This is a genomic window from Pseudomonas protegens (assembly GCF_013407925.2).
Lineage (GTDB): Bacteria > Pseudomonadota > Gammaproteobacteria > Pseudomonadales > Pseudomonadaceae > Aquipseudomonas > Aquipseudomonas fluorescens_AP.
Genome location: NZ_CP060201.1, coordinates 504014 through 525104, shown reverse-complemented (window position 1 = coordinate 525104; position 21091 = coordinate 504014). Strand labels below are relative to the sequence as shown.

Genomic DNA, 21091 nt, shown 5'->3' with positions numbered 1-21091 from the left:
GTCATGCCGGGGTGGCGGGTTGCTTGTGCTGGACGGTACTCCTGGGGACGCTGGCGAGGATCAGTTCGGCAGCCTTCTCGGCGATCATCAGGGTCGGCGAGCAGGTGTTGCCGGAGGTGATGCGCGGCATGATCGAGGCATCGGCAATCCGCAGTCCGGGAATGCCGTGCACCTGCAGTTGCGCGTCGACCACGGCGTGGGCGTCGCTGCCCATGCGGCAGGTGCCCACCGGATGGAAGATGGTGGTGCCGATGCGCGCCGCCGCTTCATGCAGTTGTTCCTCACTCTGCAGCTGCGGCCCGGGCAGGTATTCGCTGGGCTTGAATGGCTGCAGGGCCGGGGCGCCGACGATGCGCCGGGTCAGGCGGATGGCGTCGGCGGCGACCCGCAGGTCCTCCGGGTGGCTCAGGTAATTGGGCTGGATCAACGGCGCGGCGCCGGCGTCCACTGAGCGGATCTCGACCCGGCCCCGGCTTTGCGGACGCAGGTCGCAGACTGAGGCGGTAAAGGCCGGGAAGCTGTGCAGCGGCTCACCGAAGCGCTCAAGCGACAATGGCTGCACGTGGTACTCCAGGTTGGCCCGGGTCTGCTCCGGGCCCGAGCGGGCAAAGGCGCCCAACTGGCTGGGGGCCATGGACAGCGGGCCGCTGCGGTCATACAGGTAGCGCAGGCCCATGCCCATCTTGCCCCACAGGCTGCCGGCGATCTGGTTCAGGGTGCGGGCGTTTTCCAGCTGGTAGATCAGGCGCAGTTGCAGGTGGTCCTGCAGGTTGCCGCCGACCCCGGGCAGCGCGTGGCTGACCCCGATCCCCAAGCGTTGCAGAAGCTCGCTGGGGCCAATTCCCGAGCGCTGCAGAATGCTCGGCGAGCCAATGGAGCCGGCGCACAGGATGATCTCCCGGCGCGCCTTGAAATCCACCGGGCGACCCTGGCTGACGGCCCGTACCGCGCTGGCGCGGCCGTCTTCGAGGAGCAGTCGCTGCACTTCGATATCGGTCAGCACCTGCAGATTGGCGCGCTGGGCGATCGGCTTGAGAAAGGCCTTGGCCGCGTTCCAGCGCACCCCGGCCTTCTGGTTGACCTGGAAGTAGCCGCAGCCTTCGTTGTCGCCGCCGTTGAAGTCATCGATGTTGCCGATGCCGCTCTGCTGCGCAGCCGTGCGGAAGGCATCGAGGATCGGCCACGACAGGCGCTGGCGCTCGACCCGCCACTCACCGGCGGCGCCGTGCAGCTGGCTGTCGCCGGCAAAGTGGTTCTCGCTTTTCTTGAACAGCGGCAGCACATCCTGCCAGCTCCAGCCCGGGTTGCCTTCGGCGGCCCAGCCGTCGTAGTCGGCGGCCTGGCCGCGCATGTAGATCATGCCGTTGATCGACGAGCAGCCGCCCAGCACCTTGCCCCGCGGGTAGCTCAGGCTGCGGCCCTGCAGGCCGGGCTCGGCTTCGGTCTTGAAGCACCAGTCGGTGCGCGGGTTGCCGATGCAGAACAGGTAGCCCACGGGGATGTGGATCCAGGGGTAGTTGTCGCGACCGCCGGCTTCCAGCAGCAGCACCCGGTGCTGGGGATTGGCCGACAAGCGATTGGCCAGCAGACAGCCGGCGGGACCGGCGCCGACCACGATGTAGTCGTAGGCGTCAAAGGCGGGAAGCATCCATGACCTCTTGTTGTTCTGATTCTTGTGGCTCCATCCTAGTTGTTAGCTTTCGTCAAAAGAATGTTAGTTTTTGCCCACCCGCTGTGCGTTTTCTAACAATTGCGGGCCTCGACATCGATAAGGATTTTCCATGTTCGACTGGAACGACCTGCGCTACTTTCTCGAACTGCAACGCAGCGGGCGCCTGCTCACCGCGGCGCGGCGGCTGAACACCACCCACGCCACGGTGGCCCGGCATATCGAAGCGGTGGAGCAGGCCCTGGGCACCGCACTGTTCGTCCAGCACGCCCAGGGCTACCAACTGACCCCGGCCGGCGAGGCGCTGCTCAAGCACGCCGAGGCCATGGAAAACGTCGCCTTGCTGGTGCAGGAAGAAATCACCCAGTCCAGCGCGCCCCTGGGCAAGATCCGCGTCGGCGTCACCGAGGGCCTGGGGGTCAAGTTCCTCGCCGGGCGCATGTCCGGCCTGTTCGAGCGCTATCCGGGGCTGGAGGTGGAGCTGGTGGCGGTGCCGCGCTTTGTCAGCATCCTCAACCGCGAGGCGGAAATCAGCATTCACCTGGAGCGCCCCAGCGCCGACATGCTGGTGACCCGCAAGCTCACCGACTACCGCCTGGCGCTGTACGCCAGCCAGGCCTACCTGGACCGCGCGCCGCCGTTGCGTACCCGCGAGGACCTGGGGCGTCACGCCTGGATCGGCTACGTTGACGACCTCTTGTTCAGCCAGGAACTGATGTTCCTCAACCAGTTCTGCCGCAACCCGCAAGTGGTGTTCCACAGCACCAGCGTCATCGCCCAGCAGGAGGCGGCCCGTTCCGGCCTGGGGATCGCCGTGCTGCCGTGCTACATGGCCGCCGCCGATCCGCAACTGGTGCCATTGCTACCTGCGGAAAGCATCCAGCGCGCCTACTGGATCAGCACCCGCCGCGAGCTGCACAAGTCGGTGCGGCTGCGGGTGGTCTGGGACTATCTGATGGCCTTGTGCGCGGCGCAGCAGGGGGTGTTGCTGGGGCCCGAGCCTTAGCCTGGCTCAGAGGATCGGCCCGCAATGGGCCGAGCTGCGGATCGCCGCCCCGGGCTGGATATCGACGAAACGCGAGCCGTAGGACACCGGGTTCAGCGGGCCGCCGTCCAGGCCCATGCCGAGCCCGCCGGCACTGCGGGTTTCGCCGTCCTGCAGCAGTGGGTCAAGGCGCGCCCGCCAGTCCAGCAGGCGCAAGGTCACCGCCTGGCGGCGTTGCAGGTCGCCGGCCAGCAAGGGGCTGGAGCGGTGCCACAGGTACTTGCTGAACAGCAGGGCGTCGCCGGGTTCGAAGGCCTCTTCGATGCGCTGCTGCTCAAAACTGTCGGTGAGCAGGCCCGGTGTGCAGTAGGTCTGGCGCAGGTGTGCGGAAAAGTCCTCGATCGTCTCGCCCCGCGCCAGCTTTTCGGCCAGCAGCCGCGAGAACTGGAAGTTGGCCTGGGCCGAGAAGCGCGACAGCGGCACCCAGGCCATGCCGCCACCCTGCAGCTCGGGGCGGATCGGCTGCAACGGCAGCCACAGGCTGAAGGCCGGGTCCTGGGGGCGGATGTAGCGAAAGTTCAGCGAGTCGTAGTGCCAGGCAAAGCCCGAACGTCCCACCTCCAGCTCGAAACTCTGGGCCTCGCTCATGATCAGGCGGCAGCCGGTGAGGCGGGTCAGCACCTGGGCGAAGGCCGCTTGCCGGTAGAGGCGTTCGAGGATGCCGACCTGGGTCACCCGGTGCGTCAGGCGACTGAAGCCGTCGCCATGGGCCGAGGCGCCCGAGGGTGCCGCGCGCAGTTGGCTGTCGGCCAGTTCGCGCAGTTGCAGGACGGCCGCGGGCGTCAACAGGCTGCGCAGCTTGATGAAGCCACGCTCCTGGAAATGCCGCAGATCGTCCTGGTTCAGGCGTAGCGGGTTGACCAGGGCAGGGGCGGTGTCGGGCAGGACCGGTGGCAGGTTCACAAGGGCATTCCATTACCAGGGGACAAGGCCCTTGAGTATGGACAGCACGCATCGGGGCGGCAGGCTGGATTCGACCTCGAACAACGCCTTTGCGACATCCGCCAGTGCTGACGGCGGCGGATGGTCGGCGCTGCCACGGCGCTTGTCAACGAGCCGGCCCGGTGTCGATCCCATGGGCCAGACAGCCCTGGCAGCGCAGGATTCTCAGCTCTCTTTTGCGCCGCTATTGCTCTAGAATGCCGGCGCTTTGAGCGCCGCCGGTGAGGACCATGCCCGGCCCTGTTCAAGGCGATTGTCCAGGCCTGCCTGTGCCTGCCGGACCGGCCCCCTCTTGAAGACCCCACGGGTAAAAGGAACGACCCTCCCGATGCAAAAAATCAAACTCATTCTGGGCGCCGCCCTGGCGCTGTTCCTGGCGTACCAGGCCTACGGCTCGTTCTACCACGGCACGCCGTATCAGGGCCGCGACTACAGCCCCGACCAGGCCTTCTACTACCAGAAGTACCGCTTGTTCAGCTGGCGCACCTGGATTCCCAGCATGACCATGCCCGGCGATGGCGACAGTTCGCGCTACAGCGTTGGCGGCTACCTGCGGGTGTTCAAGGCCGACGGCACGCTGGTGGGGCAGTCCTATGACGACTGCATCGCGGTGGTGGAGGTGTCCTGGTACGACAATGCGGTGGGCGGCTTCGGCTGTGGCGAGCACTTGATCGCGCTGTCCGCGAAGGCCACGCCGGATTGAGCGTTCGGTCCCGGCGCCTGCCCATGGGCTATGGCTCGCGGCGCGCCGTCCAGGCACTGCCCAGCCGCAGCGGTTGATCGCAGGGGAGCGACAGGGTGGCGCGCAGCCCGCCCTGGGGCAGGTTGTCGAGGCTGATCGCGCCGCCCAGGTGCCCGGCGATGACGCTGACGATGGTCAGCCCAAGGCCGGCGCCGTGGGCGTTGCCGCGACTGTAGAAACGCTCGAACAAGCGCTCGCGCTGGCTTTCGTCGATGCCCGGGCCCTGGTCCTCGACGCTGAGTTCGAAGTGTTCGCCGGCCTGGGTCAGGCGCACGTTGATCACGCCATTGGCCGGTGAAAAGTTCACCGCGTTGCTGATCAGGTTGTTCAGGGCGATGTCGATGGAGGCCGCCTCCGCGCGGATCGGGTAGGCGCGTTCGTCGACGTCGAACGACAGTTCCAGGCCCTTGTTCAACAGCCATGGGGTCAGCTGCACCAGGCTGTCGCGCACGGTATGGGCCAGGTCGATGGTCTGCTCGATGGGCACCTGTGCCTTGGGCTCCAGGCGGGCCATGGTCAGCAGTTGGTTGACCAGGCGTCCGGCGCGGTCGACGCCGAGGATCAGCGACTCCAGGGACGCCCGGCGCTCCTGCTCGGTGCCGGCTTGCAGCAGGTTCTGCGCGTGCACCCGCAACACCGCCAGGGGCGTGCGCAGTTCGTGGGCGGCATCGGCAATGAAGCGTCGCTCGCGACCGAGCAATTCCTGGATCTGCGTCAACATGCGGTTGAGGGCCGCCTGCATGGGCTCCAGCTCCCTGGGCAGGGGCTCCAGGTGCAAGGGCTCCAGGGAACCGCTGGGTCGCGCCCGCAGGGTGGCGGCCATATTGGCCAGCGGCCGCAGGCCCCAGCCGATGGCCAGCCAGATGATGACCGCCAGCAACAGGCTGCCCAGGACGTTGGGCCACAGGGTGTGGCGCATGATGCGGCTGACCAGGTCGCTGCGCACATCGACCCGCTCGCCGACCCAGATCCGCAGGCCCGAGTCCTGGTCTTCGAGGGTGAAGGTGCGCCACTGATGGTTGTTGGGGTCCAGAGCGGTGCCAAAACCCGGGGCCAGGGGCTGCAGGGCATAGGTGGGGGCGCTGGTGGTGCGCACCAGCAGGCTGCCTTTGCGGTTCCATACCTGGAAGGCGATCTTGCTCTCGTAAGGGTGCCCGTCGACCTGGGGCATGGCCTGGCTCAGCGCCAGGTTGAAGGCGTGATACAGCTGGGCCTGGTCGATGCTGCTGCTGGGCATGCGCATGATGCCCAGCAGCAGGCGGGCATGTTGCGCCAGTTGGGCGTCGTAGACTTCGTCGATCTCGTGGTTGCTGTCGTGCAGGTTGAAGCTGGTCAGAATCAGCAGGCCGGCGAACAGCAGACCGATGATCAGGGTCAGGGTGCGCCGGCGGATCGAATTCATCGACGCTCCTCCACCAGGTAACCCACCCCGCGAATGGTGCGGATCAGGTCGGCGGAAAACTTCTTGCGCAAATGGTGGATGTGCACTTCCAGGGTGTTGCTCTCGGCCTCTTCATTCCAGCCGTAGAGCAGTTGCAGCAGGCGGTCGCGGGTCATCACCCGGCCCGGCGGCGAGAGCAGTTCGTAGAGCAGCTGGTATTCCTTGGGCGTCAGGGCCACCGGCTCGCCGTGGTAATGCACCTGCTGGGTGCCCGGGTCGAGGCTGATGCCGGCATGCTCGATCAGCACCCGGGCGCGGCCGGCGCTGCGTCGCAGCAGGGCCCGCAGTCGGGCCTTGAGTTCGTCCAGGTCGAAGGGCTTGATCAGGTAGTCGTCGGCGCCGGCGTCGAGGCCGGCGATGCGGTCCTCGGTGGCGTCCCGGGCGGTGAGAATCAGCACCGGCAGGGTCGCGCCGCTGTCGCGCAGGCGCTTGAGCACTTGCAGGCCATCCAGGCGCGGCAGACCGAGATCGAGCAGGGCCAGGTCGAAGGTTTCGCTGAGCAGCGCATGCAGCGCGCTGTTGCCGTCCTTGAGCCAGTCCACGGTGTAGCCTTCGCGGCTCAAGGCTTGGTGGATACCTTCGCCCAGGGGCTGGTCGTCCTCGATCAGTAGTAAGCGCACATCGACTCCTGTCCTGTTCCGGTCATCTGATTTTCTTGCCCACCTCGGCCAACAAGGCCTGGATCTCTGCGCGCCGGCCCTGGTCGGCCACTTCCCGCCCGGGGCGCGGTGGCGCCTGCAAGGCCTTGAGCAAGGCGACCTGGGCTTCGCCGTAGCGGCCCTGGCGATACAGGTGGTCACCCCAGAAGTACAGACTATCCAGGCCGTCAGGGTTGTGCTGCAAGGCTTGCTTGAGCAGTTCTGCGGCCTTGTCGGCGTCGCCGAAACCTATGGGCCAGCCGGGAACGCGATCATACAGGGCGGCGAGGCTGGTGTAGGCGCAACCTTGCAGGGCCTCGGGGGCCGGGCGGCAGGTTCAGGCAGCCCGGTAACAGTGCAGTGATCAGGGTTTTCATGGTTCCTCATGCTCCCGTTCGGATCGAATGCTCAGCCGCCGGATCAGCGGCAGGTGTTTGCGCAGGCCGCGGTCCACCAGATTCGGCAGCAGGCTGTTGAGGCGCACGAAAAACCGTTCCGGCCAGCCCAGGTACAGCTCGCGGTGGTCGCCGGCGATGGCGTGCAGCACCGCGTTGGCCACGGTCTGCGGATCGTCGACGTTGCTTTTCAAGGCATCGTTCAAGGCCTGGGCCGCGGGGCTGTTCATGCTGGTGCGGGTGGCGCGCGGCGCCACATAGAGCACGTTGACCCGGGTATCGGCCAGCTCCCGGCGCAAGGCCTCGGAAAAACCGCGCAGGGCGAACTTGCTGGCGCAGTAGGCGGCGTAGCCGGGGTAGCCGATGGAGCCGTAGGTGGAGCCGACGTTGACCACCATGGCGCTGGGCGCCTGTTGCAGCATCGGCAGCAGCAGGCGGGTCAGGCACATCGGCGCGCCGATGTTGACCGCCAGCATGGCGTTGATCTCGGCATCATCGAGCTGTTCGAGCATGGCGAAGTGGTTGATTCCGGCGGCGTTGATCAACAGGTTGACGCCACCGATGGCCTCGGCGGCCAGCAGCACCTTGCGCCGGTCGCTGAGGAAGGTCAGGTCCGCCGACACCCAGCACAGCTGCTTGGGGTAGCGCGCCAGCAGCGGCGCCAGGGGCTCCTTGTGCCGGGCCACGGCCAGCACCTGGGCACCACTGGCGCACAGGGCGGCGGCGATGGCCAGACCGATGCCGCCACTGGCCCCGGTGAGCACCGCGCGGGTTTCAGGCAGACGCATGGGCGCGCTCCCCGACACGTGGCAGACCGCGGAACATCTCGCTGTAGAGGTGGTAGACCACCTTGGAGGCATGGATCACCGCGGCCTGATCGGCAGGGTCGTCGAGACGATCCATCAGGCGCCGGTAGGTCTGCATGTGCTCGATGTCCAGGGCGCCGTGGGAGGCCAGGTAGCTGAACGCGCTCTGCGGCAGTTGCAGACTCTCCTGAATGCTCCCGGCGGCCATGGTGGCCAGGGCGATGCTGGTGCCTTCCAGCACGTTGACCATGCCGAACAGGCCCACCGGGTTGCCGCGGGCGATCAGGTCGTAGAGAAAGCTCACCATCAACTCGATGGCCAGGCAGGGCTGGCCGTCGCGCACCGCCCGGCGCTCGCCGCCGCAGGCGACGATGTCGTTGAGCACCCACTGTTCATGGCCGTACTCGTCCTCGATGTACTCGCACACCGCGCTGCGCAGCCATTCCAGGCGCTCCGGCAGGCGTGCGCCACAGGCCATCATCAGCGGCACGGTATGGCGCACGTGGTAGTAGGCCTGGGTCAGGAAGGCTCGGTAGCCCTCAAGGCTGACCTGGCCGGCCACGGCTTCGCGAATGATCGGCAGGTTGAACAGGTGCTCCCGCTCCTGGGCGGTGGCGGCTTGCAGTTGGTCGAAAAAACTCATGACGATGATTCCTCGGAATGAAGGTGGGGGCAGAGCAGGTCGCGGTAGTGTTCGACGATGGCTTCGCGACGCGGCCGACCGTTGGCGGTCAGCAGGCCGTTGGCCGGGGTGAAGGGCTGTGGCAGGCGGGTCCACTGGTGAACCTGGGCGTAATCGGGCAAGGCCTCGTTGGCCTGGGCCACGGCGGCCGCCAGCTGGCTGTCGCTGCAGTCCGTGCGATGCGGCCAGAGCAGGGCGTGGTTGCGCGGCAGGGCCTCGCCGTAGACGAAGGCCTGGGCAATGTGGCTGCGCTGGGTCAGTTCGGCCTCGACCCATTCGGGGTTGACGTTGCGCCCGTAGCTGGTGACGAACTGATGCTTCTTGCGGCCCTTGAGGTACAGGTAGCCGTCGCTGTCGAATTCACCGATATCGCCGCTGTGCCACCAGCCTTCGTGCGTGTCGGTTTGCCCCAGGTAGCCCAGCAGCAACGAACCCTCGATCAGCACCTCGCCATCGGCCGCCAGATGCACCCGCACATGGGGCAAGGGCTGGCCGACGCTGCCCGGGCGATGTGCCCCGGGACGGTTGAGGCACACCACCGAGGCGCACTCCGACAGCCCGTAGCCTTCGTAGACCGGCAAGCCCAGGCGCTGGGCCCGCTGTAGCAGTTCCAGGGACACCTTGGCCCCGCCGACCGCGGCAAAGCGCAGGCTGGCGGGATTGAACAGGCGCTGCTCGGCGGCGCCCACCAGCAACAGCAGCAACTGTGGCACCAGGATCAGGCTCTCGGCCTGGCGCTGGGCCAGACAGCCGAGCAGGGTCGGCGCATCGACGCCGCTGGCGCCCTGGATGCCCAGGGTCTTCTGGCTGGGCAGGCTGAGGGTGGCGCCGGCATAGAGCGCGGCGTAGCAGCCCAGGTTTTCCAGAAGGATCCCCAGCGGCAGCAGCGCCAGGTGATGGCGCGGGTTGCTGGAATGACTGGCCTGCTGCAGTTCGCGGGCCACCCGCAGCAGACTGTCGGCGCCCAGGCACACGCCCTTGGGGGTGCCGGTGGTGCCGGAGGTGAAGGTCAGTTTGGCGGTGCCTGCGGGCAGGCTCGACGGCCCGTCGAAGGACCGGCGCCAGAACTCGCCCTGGCGCCGGTAACCGGCGGCTTGCAGCGCCGCCTCCTGGCCGTCGTCGGCCACCAGCAGTTCGGCGCGGCTCTGTTCCAGGCAATGCAGGCGCTGGGCGTCGGTGAAGAAGGGGGGCAGGGTCAGGCAAGCCAGGCCCTCGAACAGCGCGGCCAGGTCCCACAGCAGCAGTTCCGGGCCGTTGTCCAGGGCCAGCGCCACCACCTGCACCTGTTCATCGCGCAGGCGTTGCTGGCGGTAGATCACCTCGGCGTAGAGGGTGGCGTAGTCCAGGCGCAGGCGGTCGCCCCAGAGCGCGATATGGATGGTCTTTTGTTCGGCGTGTTGGCGAAGCGCTTCCTTGAAGCGCTGCACTTCAAGCGACATGACTGCTCTCCTCGAACGACAGCGGCAGGCCCAGGCGGTTGAACATCCCCATGTTGCGCAAGTGGATGAACCCCGCACGGATGCTGCCCACATGCACGGCTGGCTGGCTCTGGTAGTAACTGCCCCAGTGATGACGCTCTTCACCCAGGCGCTCGGGGTCGGCCGCGCACAGGGTCAGGGGGCGCAGGCCCAGGCGATGGAAGCTGTTGACCAGGCCGACGCTGCCGGTGAACGCCACCCATTCCAGGCCCCCCATGGCCAGCAGCCAGGTGATGGCGATGATCGACAGCCGCGCGCTGCCGCTGTCGCTGGCTGCCAGGTTGCCCACTTCCACCACGCCCTGGCGTTCCACCGGGCGCCCGGCGGCCAGGTCGATCAGGGCCTCGATGGGCTGGTCCAGGTAGCGCTCCAGAAACAGCGGGCCCGCCTTGGCCAGGCGTACCCCGGCCACGGCGCACAGCGCGCCCCCAGGATCGCTGAAACCGAACAGCTCGGGCATGAATTGACGGATATCGGCGCCGTGAACCTTACGAAAACGCTGGCTGACGTAGGTTTCGAACACCGCTCGTTGTGCGTCCCCGGGCAGGCTGCGGGCCAGGGTCAGGGGTGGGGCGGACTCGCGTCCGAAATGCAGCGGCAGGTGGATGTTCCAATCAAGGCCAGGCATGGATATAGAGCCTCCCGGGGCGTGTTGGGGAGGAGTATCGGCAGCCTTTCTTAAGCCAGTCTGAAGATGGCAAAAAGACATTTCAGCGCTCTTCAGGTTGCCTTAAGGCTGGCCCGGCAAGGTGGCGCACCCGGGCAGCGAAAGACGTTGCCCGGGCCCTGCGACGACCTGAACGATTCAGGCGTGCCGAACCACCGTGAGGACTGTGTATGACTGCTCAATCCGTCCCATCGCGCTATGCGCGACTGTCGATCCTGATGCACTGGCTGATGCTGGCGCTGTTCGTCGGCGTCTACGCCTGTATCGAGCTCAAGGGCCTGATGCCCAAGGGCAGTACGGCCCGGGGCCTGTTTCTCGGGCTGCACAGCCTGTTCGGCATAAGCATCTTCGCCTTGGTGTGGATTCGCCTGCTGGCGCGCCTCAAGCCGCGTCCGCCGATCTCTCCGGCGCCGGCCGCCTGGCAGACCGGGCTGTCGCACCTGATGCACCTGGTTCTGTATGGACTGATGATCGCCACGCCGCTGCTGGCCTGGCTGATGCTCTCGGCGGCGGGCAAGCCGGTGCCGTACTTCGAGTTCTTCCTGCCGGCCGCGCCGGTGACGGTGGACCCGGACCAGGCGCGTTTCTTCAAGCACTGGCACGAGCAACTGGGCAACGCCGGCTACTGGCTGATTGGCCTGCACGCCGCGGCCGGGCTGTTCCACCACTACTGGGTCGGCGACAACACCCTCAAGCGCATGCTGCCGGGTCGCTAGTCGGCAGCGGCCCGCGTGCCGACGACTGGATCCGCCAGGATGCTGCACGGCGCAAGGGCCTGGTCGTCGGCCAGCCGGCTGCTGCGCGCGAGTGAGGCGGGCGGCGCTTTCTCAGGCAATCAACAGCTCGAAATGCCCACTGGCCACCGGCTCGCCATTGATTAGCAACTGCACGCCATGGCGCCCCGGGTAGTGGCGGCGGGTGGTCAGCTCGCGGATCGGCTGGCTGCGGCCCAGGTCCACCCGGGCCCAGCCTTGCAGGGTGAAGGTCTTGAGCTTGAACACCTTGCGCGCCGTGGCGCCGGAGGCCTTGACGTAGTCGATGGCGTAATCCACCACCAGGCGCTGGTCGCGGGGGCTGGTGGAGGCCAGGCTCAGGGACAGATCGAGGCGCTCGCCCAGGCGCAGTTGCCCGGGAGTGACCTGAAAGCGCCTGATCTCGACCTTGGCCCGGGCCCCGGCGCCGATGATCGCCAGGGCCCGGCGCTCGCCCTGCTTGATCAGGCTGCGCAGGGCATGGCGGGCGATCCAGGCGCTGTGGGGATGATCCAGGGGCCAGCCTTCCAGGCGCTGCATGACCCACTGCGGATGGTCCTTGCTGATGTCGTTGAGGTGGTTGGCCACCGACTTGCGCACGTACAGGCTGGGGTCGCGCTTCAGGCATTCGAGAATCGGTGCCGCCAGTTGCGGGTCGGCCTGCAGCTGTTCCAGGCGAAACGACCAGGGCAGCCGCGGGCGAGTGCCTTCGCTGGCCAGGCGGCGCACGTGTTCATCCGGATCGTCGGCCCATTCCTGCATCCGGGCCAGGGTGCGTGGGCCATCCTGGCGCAGGAAATGCCGCACGGCGAACTCCGAGGAGCCGAAGCCGGTGAAATACTTCAATGCCGCCATCGACAGTTCGAAGTCATGCAGGCCATGGCTGGCCACGTAGTGCGGCAGGAAGATGCACACGAAGCGATTGTTCAGGCTCGGCGCCAGGGCTTGCAGCCGCTCCAGGCTGCTGGCGTAGTCCAGGTCCAGCACCTGGTGCAGGCTCTCGCTGACCCGGGCCAGGCGCTGCATCAGCGACAGCTCGGCGAGGTTGTGGCCGGCCAGTTGCAGGAAGCGTTGACGATCGAAGGCCGGGTACACCGCGTGCATGGCGTCGGCGATGTGCTCCAGGCGTTGCTGGTTGAAGATTTCCTTGAGGGCGGGGGCCTGCTCTTGGGTAGAACTCATGGCGCGTATCCATTCAAAGCCGGGGCGGCGTCCACTCTACACGCCCTCTGCTGACAGAACCTGACGGTAGTCGCCCAAGCGTGCCGCACCTGTAGGAGCTGGCTTGCCAGCGAAGGGCACACCACGGCCCTCAGATCATTCCTCGGCGTCCTTGAGACCGCCTTCGCCGGCAAGCCGGCTCCTACGGTGTGTCGTGCCTGTGGGAGCTGGCTTGCCAGCGAAGGGAACACCACGGCCCTCAGATCATTCCCCGGCGCCCTCAAGGCCGCCTTCGCCGGCAAGCCGGCGAAGGCGAGGTGGCGCAGGGCTGGCGGTCTCAGCGCATCGGCGGCAGCGGGCTCTCGATCTGTTCGTCCTGCTCGTCGGCTTCGAACAGCCGGGCCAGTTCGGCGCGGGCTTCCTGGGCGCTTTGCAAGACCTTGGCGGCGTCGTCGTAGACCGCGTGCTGGGCCGCCAGCAACTGTTCGTCGTGCTGGGTGAAGCGCTGGATCCGCGAATCGGCCTGGGCCTGGCTCAAGCCCAGCCCCACCAGGGTGCGGCGGCTCATTTCCAGGCTCGAGTAGTAGGTTTCCCGCACGGCCTGGGCCTCCAGGTCCACCAGCCGGTGCACGTGCTGGCGGTTGCGCGCCCGGGCGATGATCTTCAGGTGCGGGTAGAGCTTGCGCACCTGCTCGGCGGTCTTGATGTTGGTTTCCGGGTCGTCGGTGGCGATCACGAAGTACTCCGCCGTGCCGACCTTGGCCGCGCTGAGGATCTCCGGACGCATGGGGTCGCCGTAGAACACCGGCATGCCGCCAAAACTGCGGATCAGTTCGATGGTGTCCACCGAGGTGTCCAGGGCGACGAAGGGGATTTTCTGCGCCCGCAGGATCCGCGCCACGATCTGCCCCATACGGCCCATGCCGGCAATCACCACCCGTGGGCTGTCGGCGTCGATCTGGCGGTACTCGGCGGGCATCTCCAGGGGCTTGGCCTTGGGCTTGAGCCAGCGCGAACAGGCCAGCAACAGCAGCGGCGTCAGGGCCATGGACAGGGTGATGGTGAGCACCAGCAGGTCATGCAGACGGGCCTCGAACAGGCCCTGGTCGCGGCCGATCTTGAACACCACGAAGGCGAATTCACCACCGGCCGCCAGCACCACGCCCAGGCGCAGCGCGCTCTCGCGATTGAGCTCGCCGGCCAGGCGCCCGACCACGTACAGCAGCGGCAATTTCAGGCCGATCAGCAACAGGGTCAGGCCCAGCACCGCGATGGGCGCGCTGAGCAGCAGGCTGATGTTGGCGCCCATGCCGACGCTGATAAAGAACAAGCCCAGCAGCAGGCCCTTGAAGGGTTCGATCTGCGCTTCCAGCTCGTGGCGGTATTCCGAGTCCGCCAGCAGCAGACCGGCGAGGAAGGCGCCCAGGGCCATGGACACGCCCACCAGGTCCATCAGCCACGCGGTGCCGATCACCACCAGCAGGGCGGTGGCGGTGGACACTTCCGGCAAGCGGGTGCGAGCCACGATGCGAAACACCGGGCGCAGCAGGTAGCGCCCGCCGACCACCACCACGGCGATGCTGCCCAGCACCTGCAGGCCGTGGCGCAGGTCCTCGGCGCTGCTGGTGTGGTGATCGTTGCCGGCCAGCACCGGGACCATGGCGATCAGCGGAATGGCGGCGATGTCCTGGAACAGCAGGATGGCGAAGGCCATGCGCCCGTGGGGGCTGTTCAGCTCCTTGCGCTCGGCCAGGCTCTGCAGGCCCAGGGCCGTGGACGACAGGGCCAGCCCCAGGCCCAGGACGATGGCGCTGTTCAGCGATTGGCCAAACAGAAACAGCGCCACCACGCCGATCACGGTGCCGGTCAACAGCACTTGGGCCAGGCCCACGCCGAACACCGCCTTGCGCATTACCCATAGGCGCTTGGGCGACAGCTCCAGGCCGATGATGAACAACAGCAGCACCACCCCCAGCTCGGAGATGTGACTGACGCTTTGCGGGTTGCCCACCAGCCCCAGCACCGAGGGGCCGATCAGCACCCCGGCCAGCAGGTAGCCGAGCACGGCCCCCAGTTGCAGGCGCTTGGCCAGGGGCACGATGAGCACCGCGGCGCAGAGGAACGCGACGGCGGCTTGTAGCAGGTTGCCTTCATGGGGCATCGGGGGGACTCCAGGGAGAACGGGGCGCCGGTGATGATAAAGGCTCACCGGTGACAAACAGCCGATGGCCGTTGCCAGTTTGCGCCCGGATAAAAACGGCGTGGATGTTCTGAGACTGGCGGTGCGCCCTGCAAGGCACGTCGCAGTGGGGGGCAGGCTGGCGGGAGGAGACGCTGGAGGGGCGCGCCGGTCAGTGCGGCCACTGCTCCAGCAGGATCGCGACGAATTTTTCCGCCGCCGGCGACAGCGAGGCACCGCGGCGATAGACCAGCCCCAGGGTGCGGTTGACCACCGGCTCGGTCAGCGGAACGCTGACCAGGGTCGGGTGATCGGCGGCGGGCATGGCCAGGCTCGGCATCGCCGACACCCCAAGGCCCGCCTCCACCATGCCCAGCGACGTGGACAGGTGCTGCACCTCGTAGAACCACTGGGGCCGCCAGCTCAAGCCGGACAGGGCATGGTCCAGCAGCATGCGGTTGCCGCTCAGGCGGCCGACGCCGATCAAGCGGTAGTCGCTCAGTTCCGACCAGGTCACCGAGCTGCGCTCGGCCAGTTCGTGGTCGCGCCGGCAGGCCAGGACAAAGGGCTCGTTGACCAGTGGCACGAACTCGATGTCCGGGTGCTGGCCGCTCATCATGTTGATGCCGAAGTCCGCTTCGCCGCGCAGCACCGCTTCAAGGCCTTCATTGGCGCTAAGGTCGAGCAGACGGATGCGGATTTTCGGATAGCGCTGGTTGTACAGGCGGATCACCGACGGCAGGAAGTAGAAGGCCGCCGTGGGGATGCAGGCCAGGGTCACCTGACCGATCTGGCGTTCCGCCAGCTCACGGATGTTGAGGATCGAGTCGTCGAAGTCGTCCAGCAGGCGCCGGGCCTTGGGCAGAAAGTCGCGGCCGACGCTGGTCAGGCTGACCTTGCGCGTGGTGCGGTCGAGGAGGGCGGTGCCCAGGCCCTCTTCGAGCTTTTTCATGCGTCGGCTCAGGGCCGGTTGCGACAGGTGCAAGGCGTCGGCGGCTTCGTGGAAACTCCCCAGTTCGGCGATTTTCACGAAAGATCTGATGTCCTGGAGCTCATATTCCATGGGGGCTTCTCAAGGCGGGAGTCGGCTGGGGTGCTGCCGGACACGATATTTAATTCATGCACTAAACGCAATAATTGCTCTGATCTTTGCATTGGAAACACTTTTTAATCCCTGACACTCTTGTGTGCAGAACATCAATTACCTCGATTGATCAACAAGAGTCAGTGTTCATGCAACGAATTCCTTGTGTGTTGATGCGCGGCGGCACCTCCAAAGGGCCGTTTTTTCTGGCCTGGGATCTGCCGGTGGCGGTGGCCGAGCGTGATGAGCTGTTGCTCAACCTGATGGGCTCCGGCCATGAGCTGGAAATCGACGGCATCGGCGGCGGCAGCCCGCAGACCAGCAAGGTGGCGATCGTCAGTCCGTCGCTGCACCCGGAGGCGGATGTCGACTACCTGTTCGTCCAGGTCATGGTGTCCCAGCGGCGGGTCGATACCGCGCCCAACTGCGGCAACATGCTCTGCGCCGTCGGGCCCTTCGCCATCGAGCAGGGGCTGGTCAAGGCCACGGGGGCACAGACCCAGGTGCGGATTCGCAACCTCAACACCGATACCCTGGTCAATGCCCAGGTCCAGACCCCCGATGGCAAGGTCAGCTACGAAGGCGACACCACCATTGATGGCGTGCCGGGCAGCGCGGCGCCGGTGGCCCTGACCTTTCTCGATGCCGCCGGGAGCAAGACCGGCCAGTTGTTCCCCACCGGCCAGCCACGGGACCTGATCGACGGCATTGCCGTGACCTGCATCGACATGGCCATGCCCATGGTGCTGGTGCAGGCGGCCTGCCTGGGCAAGCGCGGCGATGAAAGCCCGGCCGAACTGGACGCCGATAGCGACTTTCTCCAGCGCCTGGAGAGCCTGCGGCTCAAGGCCGGGCTGGCCATGGGCCTGGGGGATGTCAGCGACAAGGTGATCCCCAAGCCGGTCCTGGTGTCCCGGGCCCAGTCCGGGGGCACCCTGGCGGTGCGCTATTTCATGCCCCACAACTGCCATCGGGCCCTGGCCATTACCGGCTCCATCGGCCTGGCCACCGCCTGTGTCACCGACGGCAGCGTGGTGGCCGAGATGCTCGGCGGGATCAGCGAACCGCGTCTGCAGCAGGTCCGTATCGAACACCCCAGCGGGGCGATAGATGTCGTATTGTCCTACAGCGGAACCCGCCCCGAGACCATCCGCGCCTCGGTGGTCCGCACCGCTCGCCGGTTGTTTTCCGGGTATGTCTACGCGCCTGCTTCACAACGCCTTGCCGGGTAGTCGACGCGCTGTCGATCCGCTTGCATCAGAACAATTCTAAAAATGGGTGATGCCATGAAAGTTGTTAAATCGCTCTACTTCCAGATCCTCTGCGCGGTGTGCCTCGGGGTATTGGTGGGGCACTTCTGGGCCCAGCAAGCCATTGCCTTGAAGCCGCTGGGCGACGCCTTCATCAAGCTGATCAAGATGATGATCGCCCCGGTGGTGTTCTGCACCATCGTCACCGGCATCGCCGGCATGAGCGACAAGCGTTCCCTGGGACGCCTGCTGAGCAAGACCATGCTGCTGTTCCTCGGCCTGACGCTGATCAGCCTGTTCATCGGCCTGGCGGCGGTCTACCTGTTCCAGCCCGGCGCGGGGATGAACATCGACCCCACCCGGCTGAACACCCAGGGCCTGTCCCAGTACACCGAGTCGGCGGCCAAGCTGGGGGTGGTGGAGTTCTTCATGCACATCATTCCCGAGACCTTTGTCGGCGCCTTCAACAAGGGCGAGGTGCTGCCGGTGCTGTTTATCGCAGTGCTGTGCGGGTTTGCCCTGTCGTCCCTGGGCGAGCGCGGCAAACCAGTGCTGGTGGTGCTGGAGTCGGCCTCGCAGATGGTGTTCAAGATCTTCTCCTACCTGATGCGTTTTGCCCCCGTTGGCGCCTTCGGCGCCCTGGCCTTTACCGTGGGTCAGTACGGCATCACCTCCCTGGGCGCCCTGGCCAAGCTGATCATGACCCTGTATGTGGCCTGCGCTTTCTTTGTCTGCGTGGTCCTGGGGGGCATTTGCCGGGCCAACGGCTTCAGCCTGTGGAAGCTGCTGCGCTACCTGCGTGAAGAGTTCCTGGTGGTGCTCGGCACCTCGTCCACGGAGCCGGTGATGCCGCGCATGCTGGAAAAACTCCAGGCCCTGGGTTGCAGGAAAAGCGTGGTGGGGCTGGTGCTGCCCACCGGTTATTCGTTCAACCTCGACGGCACGGCGATCTACCTGTCCCTGGCGGCGATCTTCATTGCCCAGGCGTGCAACATCGACCTGAGTGCCGGGCAGGTGGTCACCATGCTGGCGATCATGCTGCTGTCGTCCAAGGGCGCCGCCGGGGTAACCGGCAGTGGCTTCGTGGCCCTGGCCTCGACCCTGACGGTGATCCATGACATTCCCCTGGCGGGCCTGGCGTTGCTGATCGGCATCGATCGCTTCATGTCCGAGGCCCGGGCCTTGACCAGCCTGGCCAGCAACGCCGTGGCAACCGTGGTGATCGCCCTTTCGGAGCAGGCCTGCGACCGCCAGGTGCTGTTGCGCACGCTTGATGGTCAGCCGATTCCGGCCCAGGCCGCTGCCGCCGATGACAGCCCCGCGGCCGCTCTGGCAAGCAAGCTCGGCTAGCGCCGCCAGGCACCCGCGCTTTACCCCAAGTACCGACTCAACACCTGTGCCGGACGCCCTTGAACGGAGCGTCCGGTGCCCGGGTGGCCGCGCCTGCGTGCCGGTCACGCTCACCATAAAAACAAGAGAATCGACTTATGCTCGCCTTACTCGGCCTCGCCATGGTGGTGGTCTTCACCGTCCTGATCATGACCAAACGCCTGTCGCCCATCGTCGCCTTGACCCTGGTGCCGATCGTTTTCGCGGTGCTCGGCGGGTTTGCCGGCAGCACCGGCAAGATGATGCTCGACGGCCTGAAAATGGTCGCGCCGTCGGCGGCGCTGTTGCTGTTCGCCATTCTGTTCTTCGGCTTGATGATCGATTCGGGGCTGTTCGACCCGCTGATCCGCAAGATTCTCAAACGGGTCAATGGTGATCCGACCAAGATCGCCATGGGCACCGCGCTGCTGTCGCTGGTGGTGGCCCTGGACGGTGACGGCACCACCACCTACATGATCACCTGCGCGGCCATGCTGCCGCTGTACAAGCGCATCGGCATGAACCCGATGATCCTCGCCACCATCTCCATGCTGTCGTTGAGCATCATGAGCGGCATGACCCCCTGGGGCGGGCCGGCCACCCGGGCCATCGCCGCCCTTGGCCTGGATGCCGGCGAGTACTTCGTGCCGCTGTTGCCGACCATGATCGGCGGCGCCGCCTGGGTGGTGTTCACCGCCTACCTGCTGGGCCGGGCCGAGCGCAAGCGTATCGGAAATACCCAGCTGCAAAGCGGTGGTGGCGACTGCTACATCAAGGCGATTCTCGAAGACACCCCGCACAAGCGGCCCAAGCTGGCCTACGTCAACCTCTTGCTGGTGATGGCGGTGATGACCGCGCTGGTGCTGGGCCTGATGCACTCGGCGGTGCTGTTCCTGATCGGTTTTGTCCTGGCCCTGATGATCAACTACCCGCAGCTGGACATTCAGAAGGAGCGCATTCTTGCCCACTCAGGCAACGCCATGACCGTGGTGCTGCTGGTATTCGCCGCAGGAATCTTCGCCGGGATCTTCTCCGGCACCAAGATGGTCGACGCCCTGGCGCAGACCCTGGTGGACTGGATTCCGCCGTCCTGGGGCCACCTGTTCCCGCTGGTGGTGGCGCTGACCAGCATGCCGCTCACCTTCGTCCTGTCCAACGATGCCTATTACTTCGGCGTGGTGCCGATCCTGGCCAACGCGGCGGCGGCCTATGGCATTTCTCCCCTGGAAATCGCCCGCGCCTCGATCCTCGGCCAGCCGGTGCACCTGATGAGCCCGTTGGTGGCCTCGACCCTGCTGCTGGTGGGCATGGTCGATCGCGACATCGGCGACTTCCAGAAAGCCACGGTGAAGTGGGCGGTGCTGACCTCGCTGGTGATTACCGCCCTGGCCTTGCTGACCGGTGCCCTGACCCTGTTCGTCTGACCCGTTCGAAACCCTCTTTGATGGCCCGGCGCCCTGGTTAAAAGGGCGCCAGGGCCAACTGCGCCTTGAATAACAACAACGAGAACTACCCCATGAGCCATTGGCCAACCCGCACCCTGATGCTGTCCAGCTTGAGCCTGCTGCCCCTGGCGGCGGCCCAGGGCGCCGGCTTCATCGACGACAGCAGCCTCAAGCTGCAACTGCGCAACGTCTATTTCAACGAGAACTTCCGCGACGAACACGGCCTCAGCGCCAAGGCTGCGCGCACCGCCAAGAGCGAGCGCACTGAATGGGCCCAGGGCTTCCTGCTCGATTATCAGTCCGGGTTCACCCCCGGCACCCTGGGCTTCGGGATCGATGCCCTGGGGCTGCTGGGGGTTCGGCTCGATTCCGGCAAGGGCCGCAGTGGCACGGGGCTGCTGCCGGTGCACGACGACGGGCGCGCCGCGGACGAATTCGCCAGTGCCGGCGCCACGGCCAAGGTGCGGCTGGCCAAGACCACCCTCAAGTACGGCACCTTGCTGCCCAAGACCCCGGTGCTGGTCTACAACGATGCCCGTCTATTGCCGCAGACCTATCAGGGCACCCAGCTCACCAGCACGGATATCGACGGCCTGAGCTTGACCGGCGGTTATCTGCAGCGCTTCAAACTGCGTGACTCCACCGACAGCGTGGGGCTGGTGCCCGACGGCTACAGCGGCGGCCAGTCCGGGGACTTCCGCTACGGCGGGGCCGAATACAAATGGAGCAAGAACCTGCGCCTGAGCTATTTCCATGGCGAGCTTGAGAACTTCTATCGGCAGGACTTTGTCGGCCTCCAGCATGACCTGGCACTGGGGCAGGGCACCTTGACCAGCGATCTGCGCTACTTCCGCAGCGCCGATTCAGGCGCGGCGTTTGACGGCAAGATCGACAACCGCATGCTCAGCGGCCAACTGACCTACGCGATCGCCGGGCACTCCCTTGGTGGTGGCTATCAGCGCCTCAGTGGCGATGCCGGCTTGCCCTATATCAGCGGCGCCACGGTCTACTCCTTCAGTAACGCCGGTATCGGCAAGTTCATCGAGGAGGGCGAGAAGACCTGGATGCTCGGCTATGGCTACAACTTCGCCAGCCTGGGTGTGCCCGGCCTGACCTTCAGCTCGCGCTACCTGAGCGGCAATGACGGCAAGTCCAAGACCCGGGTCGATGAGTGGGAGCGCGACAGCGAACTGGCCTATGTGCTTCAGCAAGGCTCGTTCAAGGGGCTGGGGGTGAAGCTGCGCAATTATGTGTATCGCTCCGACTATTCCCGTGGGCGGGACAGCAACCGCCTCTACATCACTTACGAGATTGCCCTCTGGTAGGGCCTTTACAGCGGCTTGAAGC

The 21091-nt window shown here is 66.2% G+C and carries 18 protein-coding genes and 1 pseudogene; 7 read left to right on the top strand and 12 right to left on the bottom strand.

The features are described 5' to 3' along the window. Window position 1 precedes the first annotated feature (1 nt). Window positions 2-1648, bottom strand: coding sequence for a GMC family oxidoreductase (locus tag GGI48_RS02365; RefSeq protein WP_179596747.1), 1647 nt, complete (start codon window positions 1646-1648; stop codon window positions 2-4). 133 nt (window positions 1649-1781) lie between these two features. Here GGI48_RS02365 and GGI48_RS02360 point away from each other — a divergent pair, with 133 nt between their 5' ends. Beyond that, window positions 1782-2675, top strand: a complete 894-nt coding sequence (locus GGI48_RS02360) for a LysR family transcriptional regulator (RefSeq protein ID WP_179596745.1) — start codon at window positions 1782-1784, stop codon at window positions 2673-2675. A gap of 6 nt (window positions 2676-2681) precedes the next feature. On the opposite strand, the gene GGI48_RS02355 is transcribed toward GGI48_RS02360, so the two are convergent. Beyond that, entirely contained in the window at window positions 2682-3617 is a 936-nt protein-coding gene (locus GGI48_RS02355; RefSeq protein ID WP_179596743.1) for a phytanoyl-CoA dioxygenase family protein, read from the bottom strand. Window positions 3618-3984: 367 nt separating this feature from the next. Between GGI48_RS02355 and GGI48_RS02350 the strand changes: the two genes are divergently transcribed. Next, window positions 3985-4359 (top strand): hypothetical protein, encoded by a 375-nt coding sequence (locus GGI48_RS02350; RefSeq protein ID WP_179596741.1) that lies wholly within the window; start codon window positions 3985-3987, stop codon window positions 4357-4359. A gap of 28 nt (window positions 4360-4387) precedes the next feature. Here the strand turns inward: GGI48_RS02350 and GGI48_RS02345 are convergent, their stop codons facing one another. The 7 genes and pseudogenes from GGI48_RS02345 to GGI48_RS02315 form a co-directional block, all read right to left on the bottom strand. Beyond that, window positions 4388-5800, bottom strand: coding sequence for an ATP-binding protein (locus GGI48_RS02345; protein WP_103742049.1), 1413 nt, complete (start codon window positions 5798-5800; stop codon window positions 4388-4390). Further along, a complete protein-coding gene (locus GGI48_RS02340) occupies window positions 5797-6459 on the bottom strand; it encodes a response regulator (RefSeq protein WP_179596739.1) in 663 nt (220 codons plus the stop codon). The genes GGI48_RS02345 and GGI48_RS02340 overlap by 4 nt, the downstream gene beginning before the upstream one ends. Window positions 6460-6481: 22 nt before the next feature. Then, window positions 6482-6799, bottom strand: a pseudogene (locus GGI48_RS02335) (tetratricopeptide repeat protein); the annotation flags it as partial. 51 nt (window positions 6800-6850) lie between these two features. Beyond that, entirely contained in the window at window positions 6851-7660 is an 810-nt protein-coding gene (locus tag GGI48_RS02330) for an SDR family oxidoreductase (RefSeq protein WP_103742051.1), read from the bottom strand. After that, window positions 7647-8321 carry a TenA family transcriptional regulator gene (locus tag GGI48_RS02325; protein ID WP_103742052.1) on the bottom strand — a complete coding sequence of 225 codons (675 nt, stop codon included), beginning with the start codon at window positions 8319-8321 and terminating at the stop codon, window positions 7647-7649. The genes GGI48_RS02330 and GGI48_RS02325 overlap by 14 nt, the downstream gene beginning before the upstream one ends. Next, complete coding sequence (locus GGI48_RS02320) at window positions 8318-9799, bottom strand: AMP-binding protein (RefSeq protein WP_179596737.1); 1482 nt, start codon at window positions 9797-9799, stop codon at window positions 8318-8320. Before GGI48_RS02320 ends, GGI48_RS02325 begins: the two co-directional genes overlap by 4 nt. Further along, on the bottom strand, window positions 9789-10466 hold the full coding sequence (locus GGI48_RS02315; RefSeq protein ID WP_179596735.1) for a thermostable hemolysin: 678 nt from the start codon (window positions 10464-10466) through the stop codon (window positions 9789-9791). The genes GGI48_RS02320 and GGI48_RS02315 overlap by 11 nt, the downstream gene beginning before the upstream one ends. A 209-nt stretch (window positions 10467-10675) precedes the next feature. Here GGI48_RS02315 and GGI48_RS02310 point away from each other — a divergent pair, with 209 nt between their 5' ends. After that, complete coding sequence (locus GGI48_RS02310) at window positions 10676-11221, top strand: cytochrome b (RefSeq protein WP_179596733.1); 546 nt, start codon at window positions 10676-10678, stop codon at window positions 11219-11221. Between the two features lie 111 nt (window positions 11222-11332). On the opposite strand, the gene GGI48_RS02305 is transcribed toward GGI48_RS02310, so the two are convergent. The 3 genes from GGI48_RS02305 to GGI48_RS02295 form a co-directional block, all read right to left on the bottom strand. Then, complete coding sequence (locus tag GGI48_RS02305; protein ID WP_179596731.1) at window positions 11333-12439, bottom strand: DNA alkylation repair protein; 1107 nt, start codon at window positions 12437-12439, stop codon at window positions 11333-11335. 316 nt (window positions 12440-12755) lie between these two features. Continuing rightward, window positions 12756-14579, bottom strand: coding sequence for a monovalent cation:proton antiporter-2 (CPA2) family protein (locus GGI48_RS02300; protein ID WP_179596729.1), 1824 nt, complete (start codon window positions 14577-14579; stop codon window positions 12756-12758). Between the two features lie 190 nt (window positions 14580-14769). After that, window positions 14770-15660: a LysR family transcriptional regulator gene (locus GGI48_RS02295; RefSeq protein ID WP_016966118.1), complete on the bottom strand. Its 891-nt coding sequence runs from the start codon at window positions 15658-15660 to the stop codon at window positions 14770-14772. A 170-nt stretch (window positions 15661-15830) separates the two neighbouring features. On the opposite strand from GGI48_RS02295, the gene GGI48_RS02290 reads away from it, so the two are divergent. From GGI48_RS02290 to GGI48_RS02275, 4 genes are all read left to right on the top strand, one after another. Further along, window positions 15831-16913, top strand: a complete 1083-nt coding sequence (locus tag GGI48_RS02290) for a 4-oxalomesaconate tautomerase (protein ID WP_179596727.1) — start codon at window positions 15831-15833, stop codon at window positions 16911-16913. A gap of 42 nt (window positions 16914-16955) precedes the next feature. Beyond that, the gene (gene dctA, locus GGI48_RS02285; protein ID WP_016966120.1) at window positions 16956-18281 is read left to right on the top strand and encodes a C4-dicarboxylate transporter DctA; all 1326 of its coding nucleotides are present in this window, start codon (window positions 16956-16958) and stop codon (window positions 18279-18281) included. 137 nt (window positions 18282-18418) lie between these two features. Continuing rightward, window positions 18419-19723: a CitMHS family transporter gene (locus GGI48_RS02280; RefSeq protein WP_016966121.1), complete on the top strand. Its 1305-nt coding sequence runs from the start codon at window positions 18419-18421 to the stop codon at window positions 19721-19723. 92 nt (window positions 19724-19815) lie between these two features. Then, window positions 19816-21069 carry an OprD family porin gene (locus GGI48_RS02275; RefSeq protein WP_179596725.1) on the top strand — a complete coding sequence of 418 codons (1254 nt, stop codon included), beginning with the start codon at window positions 19816-19818 and terminating at the stop codon, window positions 21067-21069. The last annotated feature ends 22 nt before the right edge of the window (window positions 21070-21091 follow it).

Bases quoted from the DNA above. Each gene is read 5' to 3' on its own strand.
- GGI48_RS02365 (WP_179596747.1), bottom strand. From the start codon at position 1,648: ATGCTTCCCGCCTTTGACGCCTACGACTACATCGTGGTCGGCGCCGGT.
- GGI48_RS02325 (WP_103742052.1), bottom strand. From the start codon at position 8,321: ATGAGTTTTTTCGACCAACTGCAAGCCGCCACCGCCCAGGAGCGGGAG.
- GGI48_RS02280 (WP_016966121.1), top strand. From the start codon at position 18,419: ATGCTCGCCTTACTCGGCCTCGCCATGGTGGTGGTCTTCACCGTCCTG.
- GGI48_RS02315 (WP_179596735.1), bottom strand. From the start codon at position 10,466: ATGCCTGGCCTTGATTGGAACATCCACCTGCCGCTGCATTTCGGACGC.
- GGI48_RS02345 (WP_103742049.1), bottom strand. From the start codon at position 5,800: ATGAATTCGATCCGCCGGCGCACCCTGACCCTGATCATCGGTCTGCTG.
- GGI48_RS02290 (WP_179596727.1), top strand. From the start codon at position 15,831: ATGCAACGAATTCCTTGTGTGTTGATGCGCGGCGGCACCTCCAAAGGG.
- dctA (WP_016966120.1), top strand. From the start codon at position 16,956: ATGGGTGATGCCATGAAAGTTGTTAAATCGCTCTACTTCCAGATCCTC.
- GGI48_RS02320 (WP_179596737.1), bottom strand. From the start codon at position 9,799: ATGTCGCTTGAAGTGCAGCGCTTCAAGGAAGCGCTTCGCCAACACGCC.
- GGI48_RS02305 (WP_179596731.1), bottom strand. From the start codon at position 12,439: ATGAGTTCTACCCAAGAGCAGGCCCCCGCCCTCAAGGAAATCTTCAAC.
- GGI48_RS02350 (WP_179596741.1), top strand. From the start codon at position 3,985: ATGCAAAAAATCAAACTCATTCTGGGCGCCGCCCTGGCGCTGTTCCTG.
- GGI48_RS02330 (WP_103742051.1), bottom strand. From the start codon at position 7,660: ATGCGTCTGCCTGAAACCCGCGCGGTGCTCACCGGGGCCAGTGGCGGC.
- GGI48_RS02360 (WP_179596745.1), top strand. From the start codon at position 1,782: ATGTTCGACTGGAACGACCTGCGCTACTTTCTCGAACTGCAACGCAGC.
- GGI48_RS02300 (WP_179596729.1), bottom strand. From the start codon at position 14,579: ATGCCCCATGAAGGCAACCTGCTACAAGCCGCCGTCGCGTTCCTCTGC.
- GGI48_RS02295 (WP_016966118.1), bottom strand. From the start codon at position 15,660: ATGGAATATGAGCTCCAGGACATCAGATCTTTCGTGAAAATCGCCGAA.
- GGI48_RS02310 (WP_179596733.1), top strand. From the start codon at position 10,676: ATGACTGCTCAATCCGTCCCATCGCGCTATGCGCGACTGTCGATCCTG.
- GGI48_RS02275 (WP_179596725.1), top strand. From the start codon at position 19,816: ATGAGCCATTGGCCAACCCGCACCCTGATGCTGTCCAGCTTGAGCCTG.